Origin of the sequence: Mycobacteroides sp. H001, from assembly GCF_001440005.1 — a bacterium.
Classification (GTDB): domain Bacteria; phylum Actinomycetota; class Actinomycetes; order Mycobacteriales; family Mycobacteriaceae; genus Mycobacterium; species Mycobacterium gwanakae.
The window spans coordinates 183,458-202,779 of the sequence record NZ_LJYH01000021.1 but is presented as its reverse complement, the minus strand read 5'-3'; the positions used below and the strand labels follow the sequence as shown (position 1 = coordinate 202,779).

Below are 19,322 nucleotides of genomic sequence, written 5' to 3'. Positions count from 1 at the left end.
CTACTGCCCGACGGCCGGTCCGCCCGCACCCTGATTGGGCAGGTCGGTGATGGGGATGTTCGTCGCGGGCAGCGGCGACGGAGTATTCGGCAGCGGCGGAATCTCCGACTCCGGAATATCTTTCAGCAGGTTCACAGGTGGCCCGTTATCGCGGCTGCCGTAACTGCTACCGGGTTCACGCGGACCGAGCAGCTTCGTGACGGTGACCGCGTGGTATCCGTTGGCCCTGAGTACCGGGAGGAACTGCTCAACCAGATCCACTGTGCTGGAGTAAGTGTCGTGGAACAGCACCACAGATCCCGGCTTGATCTGTGACATCAGGATGGCCCGGGTGGCGTCGGTGTTCGAGTCGTTGGCCCAGTCGAACGGGATCACATCCCAGTTGATATCGGCCAGCCCCTGTTTCTTGGCCTCGGCCAGCACCTGGTCGTTGATCAGGCCGCCGGCGGTTCGGAACAGCTTGGGGCGCTTGCCCGTGGCCGCTTCGATCGCGTCGCTGGCCTTACTCAGCTGGCTGGCGATCGCCTCCGGCGGGATCGTCGTCATGTTGGGGTGTTCCCAGGTGTGGCTGCCGAGTTCCATCCCGGCATCGACCACTCGTTTGGCGCCCGCCGGATCGCGCTGAACCTTGTTGCCGATTTCGAAGAAGGTCGAGTGCGCACCATTGGCTCGCAGGATATCCAGCAGCCGGTCGGTGAACGGGCTGGGCCCGTCATCGAATGTCAGCGCGACGCACTTCTCACGTTGGCAGTCCACCGGCTCGGCAAGGGCGCGCTGCTTGTCGGTGACGACGATCGCGGCCGCGATCAAACTTCCCACAGCGGCCGCGACCATCGTCCACCGAAAGACATCACGCTTGGATAGCACGCTCCACAGCGTAACCGTCAGTTCAGGAAGAGAGCCCGGGGCCGAACTCCTCCAGCATCTCCGTGACCAGCGCCGCGATGGGTGAACGCTCGCTGCGTACCAGTGTGACGTGCGCGAACAGCGGATGACCCTTGAGCTTCTCGATCACCGCAGCGACGCCGTCGTGACGACCGACACGCAGGTTGTCGCGCTGCGCGACATCGTGGGTGAGCACCACCCGAGAGCCGGTGCCCAACCGCGACAGCACCGTCAGCAGCACGTTGCGCTCCAGGGACTGCGCCTCGTCGACGATCACAAAGGAGTCGTGCAGGGACCGCCCACGGATGTGCGTGAGTGGGAGCACCTCGAGCATGCCGCGCGACAGCACTTCTTCGATGACTGCCGGCGACGCCAGACCTTCGAGGGTGTCGAAGACGGCCTGCGCCCACGGGCCCATCTTCTCGCTCTCACTGCCCGGCAGATAGCCCAGTTCCTGACCGCCGACCGCATACAGCGGCCGGAACACCACGACCTTGCGGTGACTGCGGCGCTCCAGCACCGCTTCCAGTCCGGCGCACAACGCCAGCGCCGACTTACCGGTGCCTGCCTTGCCACCCAGGGAAACGATGCCTACCGACTCATCGAGCAGGATGTCCAGTGCCACACGCTGTTCCGCGGAGCGCCCACGCAGTCCGAAGACCTCGCGGTCACCGCGCACCAACTGCACCCGCTTCTCCGCGTTGACTCGGCCAAGAGCACTCGAGGTGCCGCCGAGTAGCCGAACTCCGGTGTGGCACGGAAGATCTCGCGCCGCCTCCAGATCAGCCTCGCCCGACTCGAAGAGCGAGTCGATGACCTCGGCAGTGGTGTCCAGTTCGGTCATGCCCGTCCAGCCCGAGTTCACCACGTCCTGGGCCCGGTACTCGTCGGCGGCCAGGCCCACCGCACCGGCCTTGACACGCAGCGGGATGTCCTTGCTCACCAACGTAACCAGCTTGCCCTCGGCGGCGAGGTTGAGTGCGCACGCCAGAATCCGAGAGTCGTTGGAGTCGGTGCGGAAGCCCACAGGCAGCACCGAAGGATCGGTGTGATTCAGCTCGACGTGCAGCGAACCACCCTGTGTCCCTACAGGAATGGACTGATCAAGACGGCCATACTCCAACCGCAGATCATCCAGCATCCGCAACGCAGTGCGGGCGAACCAACCCAACTCGTGATGGTGACGCTTGCCTTCCAGCTCGCTGATCACCACCAACGGGATCACTACCTCGTGTTCGGCGAATCGGTTTGTGGCCCAAGGGTCGGACAACAACACCGAGGTGTCGAGCACATAGGTACGGATTGTCCCAGGGTTCTTTGAAGCAGTCACCGAGCGCTCCTGACATCCGTGCGGCACCACACGCGATCTGTCGTGGACGCGGTCGGTACCGTGTGTGGACGCCTCGTGAGACCGTCCACATCAGGACCGGGGCCGGTCCTGTCGTTTTCGCCACGATCAGTACCTCCCGGATAGCAAAGCATGTCGCTAGCCATCGCTTTTGACGCTACTCGCACCTACGCGCAGATGCCGCGCACCGAATCGAGCGTGTTGACTAACTCCGGGTTAACGCACATTTCGCGCGAGTGTCGAGTTGTCACACAGAAAACGCGAGTGTCCCCCGTGATAGGTCGACACTCGGCGGAAGATCAGAGCCGCTCGGTGACGCCCCACTTGTCGGTGAGTTCGCGGACCACGTCTTGCACGGTGACCTCGTCGATGATTCCGGCGTCGGCCACCGAGGCGACCTTGTCCTCGTAACCGTCGATATCGGCACCGATGACCTTCAGTTCCGCAGCGCGCGCCTTGATGGCGGCAATGGTGTCCTCGGGGTGCAGACGCAGGCATTCGAGCACGATGTTGCTGTAGATCTGCTCGTGGCGACGCTCGTCCTTCTCGATGTTCGCGAGCAGGCCCTTGAGCACGGCGTCGTCGGCCTGCGCGGCCAGGTTCTGCACGAACACCGCGTGCATCTGCTCGAAGAACGCGTTGAACACCAGCGTCTCGATCTGGTTGTACGTGTCGGCCCGGTAGCCCTTCATGACGTGAGCCAGCCGGGTGTCCTCGTCGCCATTGGGGTCGGCGTTACGGGTCACCACGAGGTACTCGCGCAGCGCGATGGCGTGCAGGTTCTCCTCGGCGGTCCAGCGACCGATGAAGTCGGCCCACGGGATGATCTCCAGCGAGAAATGCTCGACCATCTCGCGGTGGTAACCCGCCAGGTTGTCCTTGGTGATCAGCAGGATCTGGATGGCGTCGACGACGGCCTTGGGCAGCTTGACATCAGAGGGCTCCCAGTCGCGTCCACCCAGGAAGGCGAAGTTCTCGCCCTCGTCGTAGGGGACGTGCTCATGGGCGTACCAAAGTTCCGCGGTGTCGCGGTGGCGATCGATGTTCTCGGCGACGACATCCGTCAGCTCAAGAGTCAACGCATTGGGTACAGGTTTCTGTGCCATGCGGTAACGGTAACCGGACGAATAAGAAATGGGAAATCGCCGCGCGGCCCTTCGCGCGGAGACACTTAGTACCGCAAAACCCCAGTAAGGGCGGGTACTAAGCGTCCACTCGCGATGACTAAAGACTCTAGAGAGTGAGGCCCGGATACAGGGGGTTGGCGGCCAGCAGTTCGGCCGAAGCGGCCTTCACTCGATCCGCGACACCATCGGCAAGGGTGTACTTGGCCTTCGAGGTGCCATCGGCTTCGGTGTTGGACAGTACGTCGACCACAAGCTCGGCGACCTTGTCGAACTCGTCGGCGTCAAAACCGCGGCTGGTGAGGGCCGGGGTGCCGAACCGGATGCCGCTGGTGTACCAGGCACCATTCGGGTCTGCCGGGATGGCGTTGCGGTTGGTGACGACGCCGGCATCGAGCAGGGCCGACTCGGCCTGCCGCCCGGTAAGCCCGAAGGACTGCACGTCGAGCAGCACCAGATGGTTGTCGGTTCCGCCGGTGACCAGGCGCGCGCCCCGCTTCAGGAATCCCTCGGCCAGCGACTTGGCGTTGTCGGCGACGCGCTGTGCGTACGCCTGAAACGAGGGCTGGCGCGCCTCGGCCAGGGCGACGGCCTTGGCGGCCATCACGTGCGAGAGCGGTCCGCCCAGCACCATCGGGCAGCCCTTGTCGACGGCATCGGAGTACTCGGCGGTGGCCAGCACCAGGCCGCCGCGGGGTCCGCGCAGCGACTTGTGGGTAGTGGTCGTGGTGATGTGGGCGTGCGGCACCGGGTCCTCGTCGCCGGTGAACACCTTTCCGGCGACCAGGCCGGCGAAGTGCGCCATATCGACGAACAGGGTGGCGCCCACCTCGTCGGCGATCTCACGCAGCTTGGCGAAGTTCACCCGGCGCGGGTAGGCGGAGTAGCCACCCACCAGCACCAGCGGCTTGAACTCGCGCGCCGCCGCGGCCAGTGCGTCGTAGTCCAGCAGGCCGGTTTCGGGATCGGTGCCGTAGCTGCGCTGGTGGAACATCTTGCCCGAGATGTTGGGGCGGAAGCCGTGGGTCAGGTGGCCTCCGGTGTCCAGTGACATACCCATCAGGCGCTGATTGCCGTACTGGTGGCGCAGCTCCTCCCAATCGCTCTCGGAGAGGTCGTTGACGTTGCGCACCCCCTTTTCGGCCAGCGCGGGGGCCTCGACGCGTGTCGCGAGGATGGCCCAGTAGGCGACGAGGTTGGCATCGATACCCGAGTGCGGCTGCGCATAGGCGTACGGCGCCCCGAACAGCTCGCGGGCGTGCTCGGCCGCCAGCGCCTCGACGGTGTCGATGTTCTGGCAACCGGCATAGAAGCGGTGCCCGATGGTGCCCTCGGCGTACTTGTCGGACAGCCAGGTACCCATTGTCAGCAGCACGGCCGGCGAGGCGTAGTTCTCGCTGGCAATCAGCTTGAGCGAATCGCGTTGGTCAGCAAGCTCTTTACGGGTCGCATCCGCGATCCGCGGCTCGATGGTCGCGATGACTTCCAGGGCCGATCGGTAGGCGGCGCTGGCGGTCTCGGCGTACTGCGCGCCCTGCGCGATATCACTGGATGCTGAGGTCGTCATGGCCATCAGCCTAGTCGGCGGCTATGTCAGCGTGGACGCCACCAGGGGCTCGTCGAGCAGCCGCCCGAAGCGGGTCGTGAGTGACTGTTCCGGGGGGCGACGGTCCAGCCACCCCTTCAACAATTGATAGCCCTCGACGTAGGTGGAGATGTACGCCCGCCACAACGGCGAGGACAGGAATTTGAGCATGTGCCGGGCCCGCTCGTCGGAGACCAGCAGCCAGCGTTTCAGGAATGCGATGACGTCCTCGACGTCACGGTGCTCGTCATGCAGCATCAGGGCCGCATCTTGGCGAACGTTGATCAGTCCGGCCCGCGCCCGCCCGACAGCCTGAGCCTGTTCGCCGTCGAAGCGCAACCCGAGGTCGGCGTAGATCTCCTGTGCCCACAGCCCCCAGTCGTCACCGATTGCCGCGTACAGGGCGAGGTCGGCGAGCCCCTCCGCCATCAGGCACTGGGGTGTGTTCACCAGGAAGATGGTCTGCTCCTGCTGGTCCCCCAGGTGCACCAGACCCGCCTCCTTGCGGCAGTGCTCGGTGTGGTGCCCGGGATAGGACTCGTGGGCGATCAGAGCTGGCACATTGGTCAGATATTGCTTGAGATCGGAGTTGATGGCGACTGTCGAGCGGTAATTGCCCTCGTAGTAGTTGAACCCCGACCAGGGTTTGTCGCTGACGATCTCGTAGGTGATCGTCTCGGTGTCGGGCAGCGGAAACTCCGCGCGCACCCGGTCGCGCAGCGCACTGGAGAACGCGTCCACGCATTCCTGCAGGCGGTTCGGGTCAATTTCCTGGGACCGGTCGTAGGCGGTTTTCCGTTCCAGCAGCGAACCACCCTCCGGCAGAACACTTTCCAGCGCCTCATGGGCTTCCCGGTAGCGCTCTTCGTCGCCTTTCGCGATGCGCACGTCGAAGTAGTCATGCACTTCGTCGACAAATCCGATGTTCTCGCCCGCGAACTTGCGGCCGGCACAGGCCAACGCCTTCAAGTGCGTATCGATGAAGGCCTTGCGCGCGGCATCGAGGTCACTTGCGGTCAGCTCGGCCCGCAGGGCCGCGGCCTGGCGGGCCAGGTCTGCCGGATCGGGGGTGGGCTCGTTCTCGACACGCTGCCGCAGCGCCGGATCACCGGTGAAGGAGTCGACGTATCCACTCTCAATACGGTCAAATCGCAGCCCGAGCAGCAGGTATTCGTTGACGAGGCTGTTCTCCGACCGGCCGTTATCGCCCATGTCACACAACCCTAGTGCCGCGTTCACGAATGGTTCCTGCAAGACTTGCGTCCATGCCGCGGCTGAGCGAGCCGAGCCCCTATGTGGAGTTCGACCGGAAACAGTGGCGCGCGCTGCGCAAGTCCACGCCGCTGGTCCTCACCGAGGAAGAGCTCTTCGGCCTGCGTGGCCTGGGCGAGCAGATCGATCTGACCGAGGTCGCCGAGGTCTACCTGCCGCTGGCTCGTCTCATTCACCTTCAGGTGGCCGCCCGCCAGCGGCTCTTCGCCGCCACCGCCACCTTCCTCGGGGACCAACACCCGGACCGTCTTGTCCCCTTCGTCATCGGCGTCGCGGGCAGCGTCGCGGTCGGCAAGTCGACAACGGCGCGTGTGCTGCAGGCACTGCTCGCCCGCTGGGACCACCATCCCCGCGTGGACCTTGTGACCACCGACGGATTCCTCTACCCAAATGCCGAACTTTCCCGGCGGAACATCATGCACCGCAAGGGTTTTCCGGAGAGCTACAACAGGCGCGGGCTGCTGCGATTCGTCACCGAGGTCAAATCGGGAGCCCATGAGGTCACCGCCCCGGTGTACTCACACCTGCTGTACGACATCATCAAAAACGAGAAACACGTTGTGCAGCAACCCGATATCTTGATTCTCGAGGGCCTGAATGTGCTGCAGACCGGCCCCACCCTGATGGTCTCGGATCTGTTCGATTTCTCGATCTATGTGGACGCCCGCATTGAAGACATCGAACAGTGGTACATCTCCCGATTCCTGGCCATGCGCTCCACGTCATTCGCAAATCCCTCATCACATTTCCATCACTACGCCAAACTGTCCGATAAGCAGGCAACCCTTGCCGCACAGGAGATTTGGCACTCGATCAACCTGCCGAACCTGCTGGAGAACATCCTGCCGACGCGACCACGGGCCACGCTGGTGCTCCGCAAGGATGCCGACCACTCGATCAACCGGCTGCGCCTGCGCAAGCTATAGATCAGCTTGCATGAAGTAGACCGAATGGTATATTCGGCGCATGATCAACGACGTGGTTGAAACCTGGCACGGCATCATTTCCGGCGCGAACCCGGAAGCGCTCAACGACCTGCTGGCCGAGGACGCGGCCTTCTACTCCCCCGTGGTGTTCACCCCGCAGCAGGGCAAGCAGATCACCGCCATGTACTTGTTGGCCGCCTTCGCCACCCTTGCCGGACCCGAGAACAACTTCCACTACACCAAGGAAATCCTGGACGGGAACACCGCGGCACTCGAGTTCGAGGCGACCGTGGACGGTAAATACATCAACGGAATCGACATCATCACCTGCAACGATGCCGGAAAGATCGTGGAGTTCAAGGTCATGATCCGTCCGTTGCAGGCCATCAATCTGCTGCACGAGAAGATGCGCGCCGCGTTAGAAACCGCGTCCTGATTTACAGTGCGTCAGCGGCAACCAACCAGTAGGTTGACCGCATGGACTATGACTACGACGTAGTCGTCATCGGGTCCGGTTTCGGTGGGAGCGTTGCGGCCCTCCGCCTCACCGAAAAGGGCTACCGAGTCGGCATACTAGATATGGGAAAACGCTGGAAACGCGAGGATTTTCCCCCGAACAACTGGCACGTGCGCAAGGCGATGTGGGCACCGGCGCTCGGGTGCTTCGGACCGCAGCGACTGACCGTGCTGGGCAAGACCTTCATCGCCAGCGCGGTGGGTGTGGGCGGTGGATCGCTGATCTACGGCAACACGCTGTATGAACCGCTGGAGCAGTTCTACACCGATAAGCAGTGGGCGCATATCACCGACTGGAAGTCCGAACTGGCGCCCTACTACGACCAGGCCAGCCGGATGCTCGGAGTCGCGCAGACTCCGCACACCACCCCACCCGATGAGGTGCTGCTCGCCGTCGCCAAGGACCTGGGCGTCGAAGACACCTACCACCCCACCAATGTCGGTGTCTTCTTCGGCGATGAGCCGGGCAAGACCGTGCCGGATCCGTTCTTCGGCGGCGCCGGCCCCGAGCGGTCCGGCTGCATCGGCTGCGCCGCCTGTATGACCGGCTGCAAGCACAATGCCAAGAACACCACCGAGACCAACTACCTGTATCTCGCCGAACACGCTGGCGCCCAAATACATCCGCTTACCGAGGTGCTTGACGTGCGGCCCCTGCAGGATCGTGAGGGCTATGCGGTCAGCACCAAACAGACCGGGCGGCTGGTCCGTAAGAAGAAGCGCACGTTCACCGCTCAGCATGTGGTGTTCTCGGCGGCATCGCTGGGCACCCAGCGGCTGCTGCACAAGTTCAAGGATTCAGGGTCGCTGCCCAACCTGTCAGATCGCCTGGGCGAACAGACACGCACCAACTCCGAATCGGTGCCCATCGTCTATTCCCCCACCCGCGATGACTTCTCGCAAGGCGTCGCCATTACCTCCTCGATCCACCCCGAACCCAATACCCATGTCGAGGTGGTCCGATACGGGGAAGGCTCGACCTTCCTGAGCATGTTGGGCACCAACATGGTTGACGGCGGCCCATGGCGTTTCGCGCGCACCTGGCTGGCCAATGTGCGGCACCCCGCGATGGTGTTCCGATCGATGTTCCCCTACCGCGCCGCACAGCACTCGATCATCGTGCTGGTGATGCAGTCGTTGGACAACTCGCTGACCACCTATCTCAAACGCGGGCTGTTCGGCAAGAAGATGACCACCAAACAGGGCTCGGGAGAACCGAACCCGGATTGGATCCCGGTCGCACACGATGTCGCACGGCGGATGGCCGACAAGGTCGACGGATACGCGGGCAGCACCCACCTGGATTCGATGAACATCCCGCTGACGGCGCATTTCATCGGCGGCTGCCCCATCGGCGATTCTCCCGAGACCGGGGTGATCGATCCGTACCAACGGGTCTACGGATATCCCGGGCTGTATGTCTCCGATGGTTCGGCGATATCGGCGAACCTGGGCGTGAATCCGTCATTCACCATCACCGCCCAAGCCGAACGCGCAATGGCGTTCTGGCCCAACAAGGGTGAGCTCGATCCACGGCCGGCCCTAGGCTCGCCCTACAAGCGCGTCTTCCCGGTGCAGCCCAACCGTCCGACGGTTCCCGAGTCCGCACCCGGCGCGCTGCGCCTGCCGCTGACCCCGGTCTAAACATGAAGGTGCCGGGCCATCCACTGGATGGCCCGGCACCAGCTCGCCTTCAGAACGAGGCGAGCATGTGGGCGGCTACGCCGAGCGCAGGCGCCGTAGTCCGAGGAATTGGATGTCCGCCATGACGGCGGTGTAGATGCCGAACGCGATGGAAAGCGTCACCCCGGCGGTGGTGAGCGGCACCCATTTCATGACACCCGCAGCCACATAGAGCACGGTGGCCAGCAGGTTGCCGGCGATGTAGGCGACGCCGATGGTTCCAAGCTTGGACCTGTCAGCCCGGCTCAGTACGAAGGCCAGTACCCCGTATCCGATGAGGGCGGCGGCATGCGCCACCTGAAATCCCAACGAGGGACCAAGCGGCTCGACAAGCCATTTCGCGGCGACCAGCAGGACGACAGCAACCGAACCGGTGGCGATGCCGTCCAGGCCGATTCCGAATCGCAGGAGCGAATCGGGTTGGGCGAATCGTGTGCGAAGTACTGAGGCGTTCTCTGAAGCTATGGACATTGGGGACTCCTTGTGTGAAAGCTCCGGGTCAAAGCTGACACCACTGACATTCCTCGGGATGTACTGCCATCTCGACATTCGGCACTGCCAATCCCTGCCAATTCGCTACGCGGTATGCCATCATCTAAGGATGACAACAGCGGATGTCATCTCTACCGGGCCCGGTGCACAGCTCGGCCGTCATTCACTTTTATGGCGCTGGGCTGGCGATATGCGCATCGCCTTCACCGGCGGTACGGCCGGGCTCCTGCAAACGATGGACCCCGCCATCGGCTACGCACTGATCGAGCACTCGAATTTCTTCGCAGACCCCGTTGACAGGGTGTTCCGCTCGCTGCCACCGATCCTGGGCACCGTGTACGACGAGCCCGCCGCCGGCACCGGGGTGAAGGTGCGGGACTTTCACCGCGACATCAAGGGAATCCAGCCCGACGGTGTCCGGTATCACGCGCTGAACCCGACAACGTTCTGGTGGGCGCATGCCACGTTCCAGGTGATGGTCGAACAAACCATCGACAGGTACTCCCGCCATCGGCTGTCCCACGCCGAGCGTGAACAGCTCTACCAGGAGGGTGTCGAATGGTATCGCCGGTACGCGATGAGCGAGCAACCGCTGCCACCGAATAGGGCGGCGTTCCAACAGGAATGGGACCGATACTGCGACGAGGTGCTCACCCCCAACCCCGCCGCTGATTACCTGATGAAAGTCATCGAGGGACGCGCCGTCCCCGATATGAGCAAGTCTCCTTACCTGCCGGTGGCGTCGTACTTGAAGCCGGCCGCACGACTCGCGCTGCCGACCACACCGATGCGGATGGCGTTGGCCCCTCCGCTGCGGCTGACCATCTATGGCGGCTTGCCACCCCAGGTGCGCAAGCGTTTTGGGATTCGGTGGAACCTGGCCGACGAGACCGCCTACCGCGCGCTGGGCCGTGCCGTGCCGCTGGCGTGGCCCTTCATCCCGACATCGTGGCGGTGGCACCCGGGCAGCCACGCCGGATGGCGCCGGGAACGGGGACGGCTACCGCGGAACTGGTGACGAACCGTTGGTGCGAACATCATTGGGCACCGGAACGGTCTGTGCGCGCAGATCCGCGGCGATGAGTTTGGCCGCGGCGTTCTGCCAGTTGTGCAACGAACGCTGTGGCACCTCGGTGACCAGCCACTGCCACGCCTGACGCGATACCGGGTCCAGTCCTGCGGCCGTCGCGCCCTGCGCATAGGCCCGCACACCCATGACGTACGGGAAGTACAGGGCGTTGTAGTACCGCCATTGGTCGGTGGTACCGAAATCTCCGTCGTCCCGGGGCTTGAGCCGCGAAATGGATTCGGCCAGCACGGCTCTGAGTTCATTGGCACGCTCGACGGGCTGGTCGGAAGCGCCACGATCGGTGAGTCGTTCGTCGATCGCGGGCAGCGATGTCAGCGGGCTGGCGACGAGTTTGGCCAGGTCGCCGTAGTGGCTCAGGGCCCGGCGAGTCAGACGGGTGAACGTCTCATCATCGACGCCGTCGATGGGCGATGCCGATTTCAGTGGCAAGGCCGCCTCGGTGCTACGCAGCTCGGAACGCTCGTGGCGCAGCTGCGGGGAACGCGAGAAGGCCAGGCGGTCAAGGAAGTCGGCGAAGGGGCCCGATTGCACCTGAATGCAGATGGCCAGGCCCACGCTGGTGAACAGCAGGACCACCAGCGCAACAGACTGCCCGACAACGGCGATGCCGATCATCGCTTGGGCGCCGAACAACGCGCCGACAAGGATCGAAGCCACGAAGGAACGCAGCATGTCGCCACGCAACGCTTGTCCTTCGTCGAAGGCATCCCAGAGCGCCACACCCAGACCGAGTAGCACCAGGTCGAAGCCGGTCGACGCCAGCGCCAGCCAGCTCGGAAGAATGCCGAGCGGAATGATCAGCTGCGCATCGCCAAGGGTGAAGAACATGGTGGCGACCAGGACGACACCCCGCGCCGAGCCGGGTATCGAGGCACGGCGGCGGAACAACAAGATGGCCGCACCGATGGCGGCGGTCCCATTGGCACAGAACATGATCCAGTGCCCCAGTTGAGCCGGACCGGCGATGGTGCCGGCCAATGAGGCGCCCACGAGCAGCGCGACGGCCAGGACGGCGCCGGGCACGGCCATCGCGGCGCGATCACGCCACCGGTCACCGGTGTTGGTGAGTTCAAGCAGCACCAGCAGCCACGAGACGCTCGGAATGATCGCGGTGAACACTTCGATACGGCCCAGGAGTTCGGCATCCGAACCCGGGGTGACGCGGATGGCGTCGAGTGCGACAACTACGGAGTAGCCGATCAGCCCGATGGCCGCGAGCACGAGGACGGGCTTACGGGGATTACGCGCGAGCAGATACAGACCCAGCCACCAGCTGAGTCCGAAAACCAGTGCCGACATCGCCACCATTAGTAACAGTGTGACAGGTGACCGGTTGACGAGTCACGCCCGTCTATCCAGCAAGGAAGGACATGGCCTACAAGGCCACCCGGCCACCGCACGAGGCGGTGCCCAGCCAGGTGTGCGGATTGCGGTCCCAGCACCACCCGAGTTTGGGGCGCCGATCCGATATCCAGATCGCGGGCACCCGCTGTCCTTTTCCCCGCGAGGCCGCCAGCGAGAAACACTTGTTCTTGCGCAACATGTCCGGCCGCAACAGAACCAAGGCAATGCCCTCCTCGATGGTGAGCGGGGTCCGTCCTCGCGCGGTGATCGTCTGTAACGCCGCCTCCGGTGTCACGTTGCAGAACTCGCTGCCGGTGTCGACGTCGGTAAGCAGGTAGGCGTGATCCGGAATCCCCACTATCGGTCGATACACGTTCACGTCGCCGTCATCCATGACATGAAAGCCCTTGCGCCCATTCAGGCTCATCAACGGCGCCGTCTGCTCATAGCTGGTCCCGGCGACAAGGAGAATGAACGGGATGTGATCGCCGGGGTCGACCACGGACGGCGGAAGGTCAGCGACTCGATTTCCCAGCTGACTGGCGCGGTCACCGACCGGGTACCCCAGTTCGGTCAGGCGGGAAAGCTGGCGATCGAATTCATCCTGAGCAGCGGGCATTGACCGTCAACGCAGCGTTTGGCCGGCAAGTTCCCGCGCGAGCCCATCAGGCTGCACGGCTGATATCGCGCCATAGCTCCCGTTGCACACGATGCGGATCCATGTCGATACGCCGATGCTGGTCGAACACCATGACCGCGTGCTCCGGCTCTGTGTATCCCGGCCAATCGAGGCCCGGAATGCCCGTGCCTGCGAACGCGAGCCACCGGCTCTGAATGTCCTCGGTCAGCGCCAGCGCCTCAGCCATATCGCGTTTCCCCGCCAATGCGGGCCAGCGCTTGAAAAGACCAAACACCGCGAACAGTTCCGTCGCGTGTGCGGCTCCCGGTCCGAAACGCCGCAGCGGCCGCGGCGCGTAGTCGTACCGGTAAAAGTAAACCGACGCATGCCGGCTGTACGCCCGCGCCACCCGCCAGGCCTCTGAGCCGAACATCGCATCGCCCATCAGACGCACCAGCGCAGCCTTGGACGGATAGCCCTCGTAGGAATCAATCACCCGCTTCGCGGCCTCGGGGCTCAGCGCATCGAGCGTGCCCGCGACGGCACGGGCGTCGAACCGGGACACCGACAACACCCGGGTGAGCAGTCGGTTGAACAACCGAACCTCTTCCGCGTTGTATCCGATGATGAGTGGGACCCGTTGCGCCTCCCCGCGTTCCATCATCGCGATCGGGTCATCGGGCACAACGTCACCGTCGATGCTGGGGCCCACACCTAGCGAAAAGGCCGATTCCCGGGTTTTCGCGGTGAGCAGCCGGTGTGTCGCCCTCACGAGATCGCGCGGCCTGGCATTGATGACCGCCTCAGCGGGGTTACGGATATCGACACCGAGATACCCGACGAGCCGGCGCGCATTGGCGGCTGCTTCATCCCGCGTATGGATCATTCCGCTGGCCGTGCTTTGGCAGATCGCGCGCTGGAACAACCCTGCCGCCGCCGGAACGGCCAACAACATCTGGACGCAATGCGCGCCCGCGCTTTCGCCGAAGATGGTGACACTGCCCGGATCTCCACCGAAGGCCGCTATGTTGTCGCGCACCCACCGCAGCGCCATCACCAGATCGCGTAAGTACAGATTGCTGTCGATGGTGTGCCGATCATCCGATAAGGACGACAGATCTATCGCGCCGTAGGCGCCGACCCGGTAGTTCACCGAGACGAAGACACAGCCGCGCCGCGCAAGGTCGGCGCCGTCGTACAAGGACAGCGCGGAACTCCCCAAAACATAGGCGCCACCGTGAATGTAGAACATCACCGGCAGAGCCTCCGCGGAAGCCACATCCGGCATTGTCACGTTCACGGTCAGACAATCCTCGCTGACCGCCTGGAATCTGTTGAGTGAGAGCGGCACATAGATACGTTTCTGCGGTGACGCCGATTTCCAGGAGTCACAGGGCAACACCCCAGACCAGGGTTTCGCGGGCGCCGGGCTGCGCAGACGCAGCGCGCCCACCGGCGGCTCTGCATACGGTATGGCCCGAAAGCGGCGCACACCACGATCGTGGAATCCCTCGACCACACCATTGGCGGTCTGCACCCGCACCGGGTGCCGGACAACGTATTTCGAGCCCTTTGCCATCGGCGTCTCAGACCACGGTCAGCGGCAGTGACTTGCGCGGCTCGAAGACGAACCGCGATCCCCCACTGACATTGGCGATCATGACCTCGGGCAGCTGCTTGTCCTCGCCCTCATGCTCGACGAACGAGACCACCCAGTCTTGCGCGTCTCCAGAAATCTGCACGCCGATATGCGGATCGACGGCCGTCGCGATGGCCTGAAGCGGCCGCGTCTCGGCAGGACCGCACAGCGAGATCCAGGCGTGCTCCGCGTGTGCGGGTGACTCCCACACGTGGAGCTGAGCGCCGGAGATTTCGGCATTCACATAGCCAATCGGACTCAACAGCGGGTGCACCTGAAGTACCCGGAGGACACCCTCGATCCCGTCGGGCACCTGCAACGCATGTTTGATCCGCGCAGCGGCGACACCCGCCAGCCCAATCAGCTGCTGGGTACATACGGTGCGAGCCAGCTCCGCATCGGCCGCCCGCTTACGCACCGCGATGGAGAACCCCAGGAACAACAGATGCATCTGCAGGCAGATCTCGTCGGCTATCCGCACCAGTGCCGAATGTGAGAACGCACCGAAGTCCAAGTCCGACAGCAGCGGTCCGGCGTAGTCGGAGGCTCCTACGTCGGCGGGATCGATCTCTCCCAATTCCCAACCGGCGGCGATCGATGCGCCGACGACGTCCAGGGCCGGGATTCCGGACACCGCCGGATACGACTCGTCGATGGTCACCGTCCACGCACAATGCGGATGCCGGTCGGCGGGCGTGCGCGGCGGCCGGTGAATCGGACGAACCTGCGCATGCGGATTAGTGGCAAAGGCCGTCGCATCGAAAGTGGGGTCTTCGATGTCGTGGCACATACCTGTCACGTAATCGGGTCCGAGCGGTTCGACGTCGAGCAGCGCACCGCAGTGGTCGAGGTGAAACTCCCCGTGCCACTTGTCGTGCACGGTGTACCGGAAGTCCATGAACTGGGGCGGCGCGCCGATATCGAGCTGCATGCCCTTGAAGATGGTGATCACGTCGTCGCCCTCGAACCGCAGCGCCTTCTGCATGCGCCGGGTATAGATCGGACTGGACGACGCCCACTCTTCAATGGCGACCTGCAGCATCTCCTCTCTCCCGAAATGCTGTATGCAATAGGCCATTCCCGAGCGGTCGATCAGCTGGCCGATGAGCAGCAGCTCGGGAACCAGGACCGCCAACTGATCCCGGGACAACTCGGAGAATCGGCTAGTCACCGGCGGATTCCGCGTCTTTCTTGGCACGTTTGGCGATGGCCATCTCGACATGCTTATTGACACGCTGCCCGAGCGGCCACCCGACGTAGTGCGTGATGAACAGCGCGACCTCGCGCAGTTCGGCATCGGTGAGTTCACCGTTGGCCAGGGCGGCCCCTGTCTGGATCTCCAGGATCTCGTCCAGTCCCAGGGCACTTACCGCGCCAAGGAGCAGCAGCCGGCGATCACGCATCGACAGCTCCGGGCGATCCCAAATGGTGCCGAAGAGATGCTCGGCGGTGTACTTGAAGTAGTCGCCGGGCAGGTCAGGCATGTCCCAGCCATAGACCTCTTTCATCTTGTCCAGACCCTTGCGGCGCAGCTCATCCATTACTTGCCCCTTCCTCGTGTGGCACACCAAGACTCGCGGCCAGTCGCTCACGGGCCAACGCGGCCAGCGGCAGCTCGACGGACTGCTCTTCGCCGAGCGCCAGGGCCAGGCTCAGGTCCTTTTCACCGAGACCGCGCACATGCGTGAAGATGGGGAGCCAGAAGCTGTCCGATGTCACCGGTTCGGTGGTATCGCGCAACATGATGGCGCCCGGCCCACCGGTGATGGCGTCCGTATGACGCACCACCTTGCCCAGGTCGGTGATGTTCAGGCCACAACTTTCGGCCAGGCGCTGCGCCTCCCCGGCTGCGGTGAAGGCAACGAAATGTAGGAGGTTGCGCGCCAACTTCATCCGGGTACCCGCACCAGGGGAACCGGCATGAATCACCAGCGATGCCCACTTCGAGAAGGGCTCCTTGACCCGCGCGAACGTCTCGTCGTCGGCGCCGACCATGGTGGCCAACTCGCCCTTGTGTGCGCCGGGGGCGCCACCGCTCACCGGTGCGTCGATGACGTGAATCCGTTGTGGTGCCAGTTCGTTGGCCAGCTGCACCGCTGTCGCGTCACTGATGGTGGAGTGGATGGCGATGATGGTGCCCGGCTTGACCCTGGGCGCGAGTTCTCCGACCACCTCACGTACCTGTGCGTCGTCTAGCACGGTGACGCTGATGAGGTCGGCATCGGCGATATCGGCCAGGTTGTCCGCCGCACGCGCGCCGGCCTCGACAAGCGGCGCCATGGTCTCGGCCCGCAGATCGAAGACCGTCAGGCCGCCGGGCCAGTCGACAAGCCGCTGGGCCATAGGCGCACCCATGTTGCCCAGGCCGATGTACCCGAGCGAGAGAGCAGACTGCGTCATGACCGGATGATCTGTCCGCCGTCGACGTTGAACACCTGGCCGGTGATCCAGGACGCCTTGTCCGACAATAGGAAAAGACACATGCCCACCATGTCGTCGACGGTGCCCATGCGGCTCAGCGGGATGTTCTTGACGAGCTCGCTGCGGAACTGCTCGGGCACCGTGCCGCGGGTGGCCTCGGTGTCGGTGGGCCCCGGTGCGATGGCGTTGATGCGGATCTTCTGGCCACCCAGTTCACGCGAAAGCTGCTGCGTCAGACCATTGATGCCTACCTTGGCCAGCCCATAGAACCCCGAGTACAGCCAGGCAGCCGTGGATGATTGGTTGACAATAGCGCCGCCGCCACGCTTGGCGATGTGCTTGTACACCGCCCGGGTACACACCAGCGCGCCATCCTGGTTCACGCTCATGAACTTCTTGTAGTAGTCCCACGGCACCGACAGCAGCAGGTCGAGCTTCATGCCGCCGTAGATGGCGGCGTTGTTCACCAGGTAGTCGATACCGCCGAACTCTGCGACCGCCTTGTCCGCCATGGCTATTGCCGAATCGGGGTCGGAGACGTCGACGCTTGCGAAGATGGCCTTGCCGCCGTCGGCCACGATTTGCTTGGCGACACCCTCCCCTAACTCGGCATTGATATCGGCGACCACCACGGCCGCACCTTGGCCCGCCAGCGCGTGCGCATACGCTTCGCCGATGCCCTGTGCGGCTCCGGTGACGATGGCGACCTTGCCCTCGAACTCTCCCATGAGATCTCCTCTATTTCACAGCCGTTGCAATGACTTTGGTTTCCAGGTATTCCTCGAAACCGGCGACGCCCATCTCTCTGCCGTTACCCGATTGCTTGTAGCCGCCGAAGGGTGCGTCGGCGGAATACCAGACACCGCCGTTGACATTGACCGTTCCCACCCGCAGCCGGGATGCCACTCGCGCCGCACGCTCGTCGTCTCCGCTGAACACCGTCCCGGACAGTCCGTACGGTGAATCGTTGGCGATCCGCACCGCGTCGTCGTCGCCGTCATGGGCGATGACCACCAGCACCGGGCCGAAGATCTCCTCGCGCGCCACGCGAGCATCGTTGGTCAGTCCGGTGACGACGGTGGGTTCGATGAAGAATCCGCGGTCTCTACCCTCTGGCCGTCCGCCTCCGCAAGCGAATGAACCACCCTCGGCAACAGCAAGATCCAGGTAGGACTGGACCCGGTCGCGCTGACGCGCCGAGATCACCGGGCCACAGATCGTGCCCGGTTTGGTGGGATCCCCCGGCTTGAGCGAGCCCATCGTGGCGGCCGCCGCCTGCACCGCCTCCTCGTAGCGTGCACGGGGTACGACCAGCCTGGTGGTGATGGCACAGCCCTGGCCCGCATGCATCGCCGCGGTGAATGCGGAGACCGAGCAGGCCGCGGCGAGGTCGGCGTCATCGAGCACGATGAACGCCGACTTGCCGCCGAGTTCCAAGAACACCTTCTTGACGGTGGCGGCGGCATCGGTCATGACCGCGCGTCCAGTCGCCGTGGAACCGGTGAACGACACCATGTCCACCCGGGTATCCGTCGACAGCTGCGCACCGATGCGGTGGTCGCTGGAAGTCACGATGTTGAAGACGCCCGGTGGGAAATCGGTGTGCTCGGCAATGATTCGGCCTAGCACCGCCGCGCACCAGGGAGTATCCGGAGCGGGCTTGAGTATCAGGGTATTACCGGCGGCCAGCGCGGGCCCCACCTTGGCGAGGTTGATCTGATGCGGAAAGTTCCACGGCGTGACCGCGCCGACCACGCCAACGGCCTCACGCATGAGAGTCCGCTGAGTCTTGATGCCCATCGGTGAGGCAACACCGAGATCAGTACTCCAGCCGAAGGATTCCGCGGTGTCGGCGGCGAACCGCAGATCGTCCACCGGCCCCTCCAGCTGCGCACCGGCGGTCAGCATCCGAGGCGCCCCCACCTCGGCGATGGTCAGGTCGCGCAGCTCCTCGATGTGAGCCCGCATGCCATCCCGGAGCTGCCGCAGGCACCGCACTCGCAGCTCCACATTGCGTGACCAATCGGTGTCGTCGAACGCACGGCGCGCCGCCTCGATGGCATGGCTCATGTCATCGGCATCGGCATCGGCCGCGGTCCCGAGCACCTCCTCGGTGGCCGGGTTCACCGTAGGAAATCGTCCGGCACCGCCGGGAATCAACTTTCCGTCGATGAACAGATCACTGTCGCCATCGGCCAGAAGCGTCATGTCACCTCAATCCCAAGAATCTGGACACATGTCCATTCCTTACTGGTGAACCATAACCACCTGAATCAATCCATGGCAAGAGCGCATCCAGTGACTATTCAAAAACTAGTGTTGGACAGCATTTTTCATGAACAGTATTGCTCGGTTGCCGCACGCACGCTAATCTGGAC

18 protein-coding genes are annotated in these 19,322 nt (G+C 63.8%); 4 read left to right on the top strand and 14 right to left on the bottom strand.

The features are described from left to right. From AOT83_RS02910 to AOT83_RS02890, 5 genes are all read right to left on the bottom strand, one after another. Window positions 1-867 (bottom strand): polysaccharide deacetylase family protein, encoded by an 867-nt coding sequence (locus tag AOT83_RS02910; RefSeq protein WP_030094695.1) that lies wholly within the window; start codon window positions 865-867, stop codon window positions 1-3. A 22-nt stretch (window positions 868-889) separates the two neighbouring features. After that, the gene (locus AOT83_RS02905) at window positions 890-2,245 is read right to left on the bottom strand and encodes a PhoH family protein (RefSeq protein ID WP_196325608.1); all 1,356 of its coding nucleotides are present in this window, start codon (window positions 2,243-2,245) and stop codon (window positions 890-892) included. A gap of 287 nt (window positions 2,246-2,532) precedes the next feature. Further along, window positions 2,533-3,339 carry an acyl-ACP desaturase gene (locus AOT83_RS02900; RefSeq protein WP_030094693.1) on the bottom strand — a complete coding sequence of 269 codons (807 nt, stop codon included), beginning with the start codon at window positions 3,337-3,339 and terminating at the stop codon, window positions 2,533-2,535. Window positions 3,340-3,466: 127 nt separating this feature from the next. Continuing rightward, window positions 3,467-4,924, bottom strand: coding sequence for a glycine hydroxymethyltransferase (locus tag AOT83_RS02895; protein WP_030094692.1), 1,458 nt, complete (start codon window positions 4,922-4,924; stop codon window positions 3,467-3,469). Between the two features lie 21 nt (window positions 4,925-4,945). Further along, window positions 4,946-6,154: a hypothetical protein gene (locus tag AOT83_RS02890; RefSeq protein WP_030094691.1), complete on the bottom strand. Its 1,209-nt coding sequence runs from the start codon at window positions 6,152-6,154 to the stop codon at window positions 4,946-4,948. A 53-nt stretch (window positions 6,155-6,207) separates the two neighbouring features. On the opposite strand from AOT83_RS02890, the gene coaA reads away from it, so the two are divergent. Genes coaA through AOT83_RS02875 form a run of 3 tightly spaced genes read left to right on the top strand, consistent with a single transcriptional unit; the run spans window position 6,208 to window position 9,300 of the window. Next, complete coding sequence (coaA, locus tag AOT83_RS02885) at window positions 6,208-7,140, top strand: type I pantothenate kinase (RefSeq protein ID WP_030094690.1); 933 nt, start codon at window positions 6,208-6,210, stop codon at window positions 7,138-7,140. 40 nt (window positions 7,141-7,180) lie between these two features. After that, complete coding sequence (locus AOT83_RS02880) at window positions 7,181-7,576, top strand: nuclear transport factor 2 family protein (protein WP_057963837.1); 396 nt, start codon at window positions 7,181-7,183, stop codon at window positions 7,574-7,576. Between the two features lie 41 nt (window positions 7,577-7,617). Then, entirely contained in the window at window positions 7,618-9,300 is a 1,683-nt protein-coding gene (locus tag AOT83_RS02875; protein ID WP_030094688.1) for a GMC family oxidoreductase, read from the top strand. 75 nt (window positions 9,301-9,375) lie between these two features. Here AOT83_RS02875 and AOT83_RS02870 read toward each other — a convergent pair whose 3' ends face one another. Continuing rightward, window positions 9,376-9,810, bottom strand: a complete 435-nt coding sequence (locus AOT83_RS02870) for a hypothetical protein (protein WP_030094684.1) — start codon at window positions 9,808-9,810, stop codon at window positions 9,376-9,378. Between the two features lie 130 nt (window positions 9,811-9,940). On the opposite strand from AOT83_RS02870, the gene AOT83_RS02865 reads away from it, so the two are divergent. Further along, on the top strand, window positions 9,941-10,849 hold the full coding sequence (locus tag AOT83_RS02865; RefSeq protein ID WP_057963836.1) for an oxygenase MpaB family protein: 909 nt from the start codon (window positions 9,941-9,943) through the stop codon (window positions 10,847-10,849). Here the strand turns inward: AOT83_RS02865 and AOT83_RS02860 are convergent. From AOT83_RS02860 to AOT83_RS02825, 8 genes are all read right to left on the bottom strand, one after another. After that, on the bottom strand, window positions 10,832-12,229 hold the full coding sequence (locus AOT83_RS02860) for a hypothetical protein (protein WP_057963835.1): 1,398 nt from the start codon (window positions 12,227-12,229) through the stop codon (window positions 10,832-10,834). The genes AOT83_RS02865 and AOT83_RS02860 overlap by 18 nt on opposite strands. Window positions 12,230-12,296: 67 nt before the next feature. Next, complete coding sequence (locus AOT83_RS02855) at window positions 12,297-12,884, bottom strand: DUF5701 family protein (protein ID WP_057963834.1); 588 nt, start codon at window positions 12,882-12,884, stop codon at window positions 12,297-12,299. A gap of 46 nt (window positions 12,885-12,930) precedes the next feature. Then, window positions 12,931-14,427: a carboxylesterase/lipase family protein gene (locus AOT83_RS02850; RefSeq protein WP_078344275.1), complete on the bottom strand. Its 1,497-nt coding sequence runs from the start codon at window positions 14,425-14,427 to the stop codon at window positions 12,931-12,933. Between the two features lie 43 nt (window positions 14,428-14,470). Further along, window positions 14,471-15,694, bottom strand: coding sequence for a hypothetical protein (locus AOT83_RS02845; RefSeq protein ID WP_030094675.1), 1,224 nt, complete (start codon window positions 15,692-15,694; stop codon window positions 14,471-14,473). Then, a complete protein-coding gene (locus tag AOT83_RS02840) occupies window positions 15,687-16,064 on the bottom strand; it encodes a carboxymuconolactone decarboxylase family protein (RefSeq protein WP_030094674.1) in 378 nt (125 codons plus the stop codon). The genes AOT83_RS02845 and AOT83_RS02840 overlap by 8 nt, the downstream gene beginning before the upstream one ends. Then, a complete protein-coding gene (locus tag AOT83_RS02835) occupies window positions 16,057-16,923 on the bottom strand; it encodes an NAD(P)-dependent oxidoreductase (protein WP_057963832.1) in 867 nt (288 codons plus the stop codon). Before AOT83_RS02835 ends, AOT83_RS02840 begins: the two co-directional genes overlap by 8 nt. Continuing rightward, window positions 16,920-17,672, bottom strand: a complete 753-nt coding sequence (locus AOT83_RS02830; RefSeq protein WP_030094672.1) for an SDR family oxidoreductase — start codon at window positions 17,670-17,672, stop codon at window positions 16,920-16,922. Before AOT83_RS02830 ends, AOT83_RS02835 begins: the two co-directional genes overlap by 4 nt. A gap of 10 nt (window positions 17,673-17,682) precedes the next feature. Next, window positions 17,683-19,152 carry an aldehyde dehydrogenase gene (locus tag AOT83_RS02825; protein ID WP_057963831.1) on the bottom strand — a complete coding sequence of 490 codons (1,470 nt, stop codon included), beginning with the start codon at window positions 19,150-19,152 and terminating at the stop codon, window positions 17,683-17,685. Window positions 19,153-19,322 lie beyond the last annotated feature (170 nt).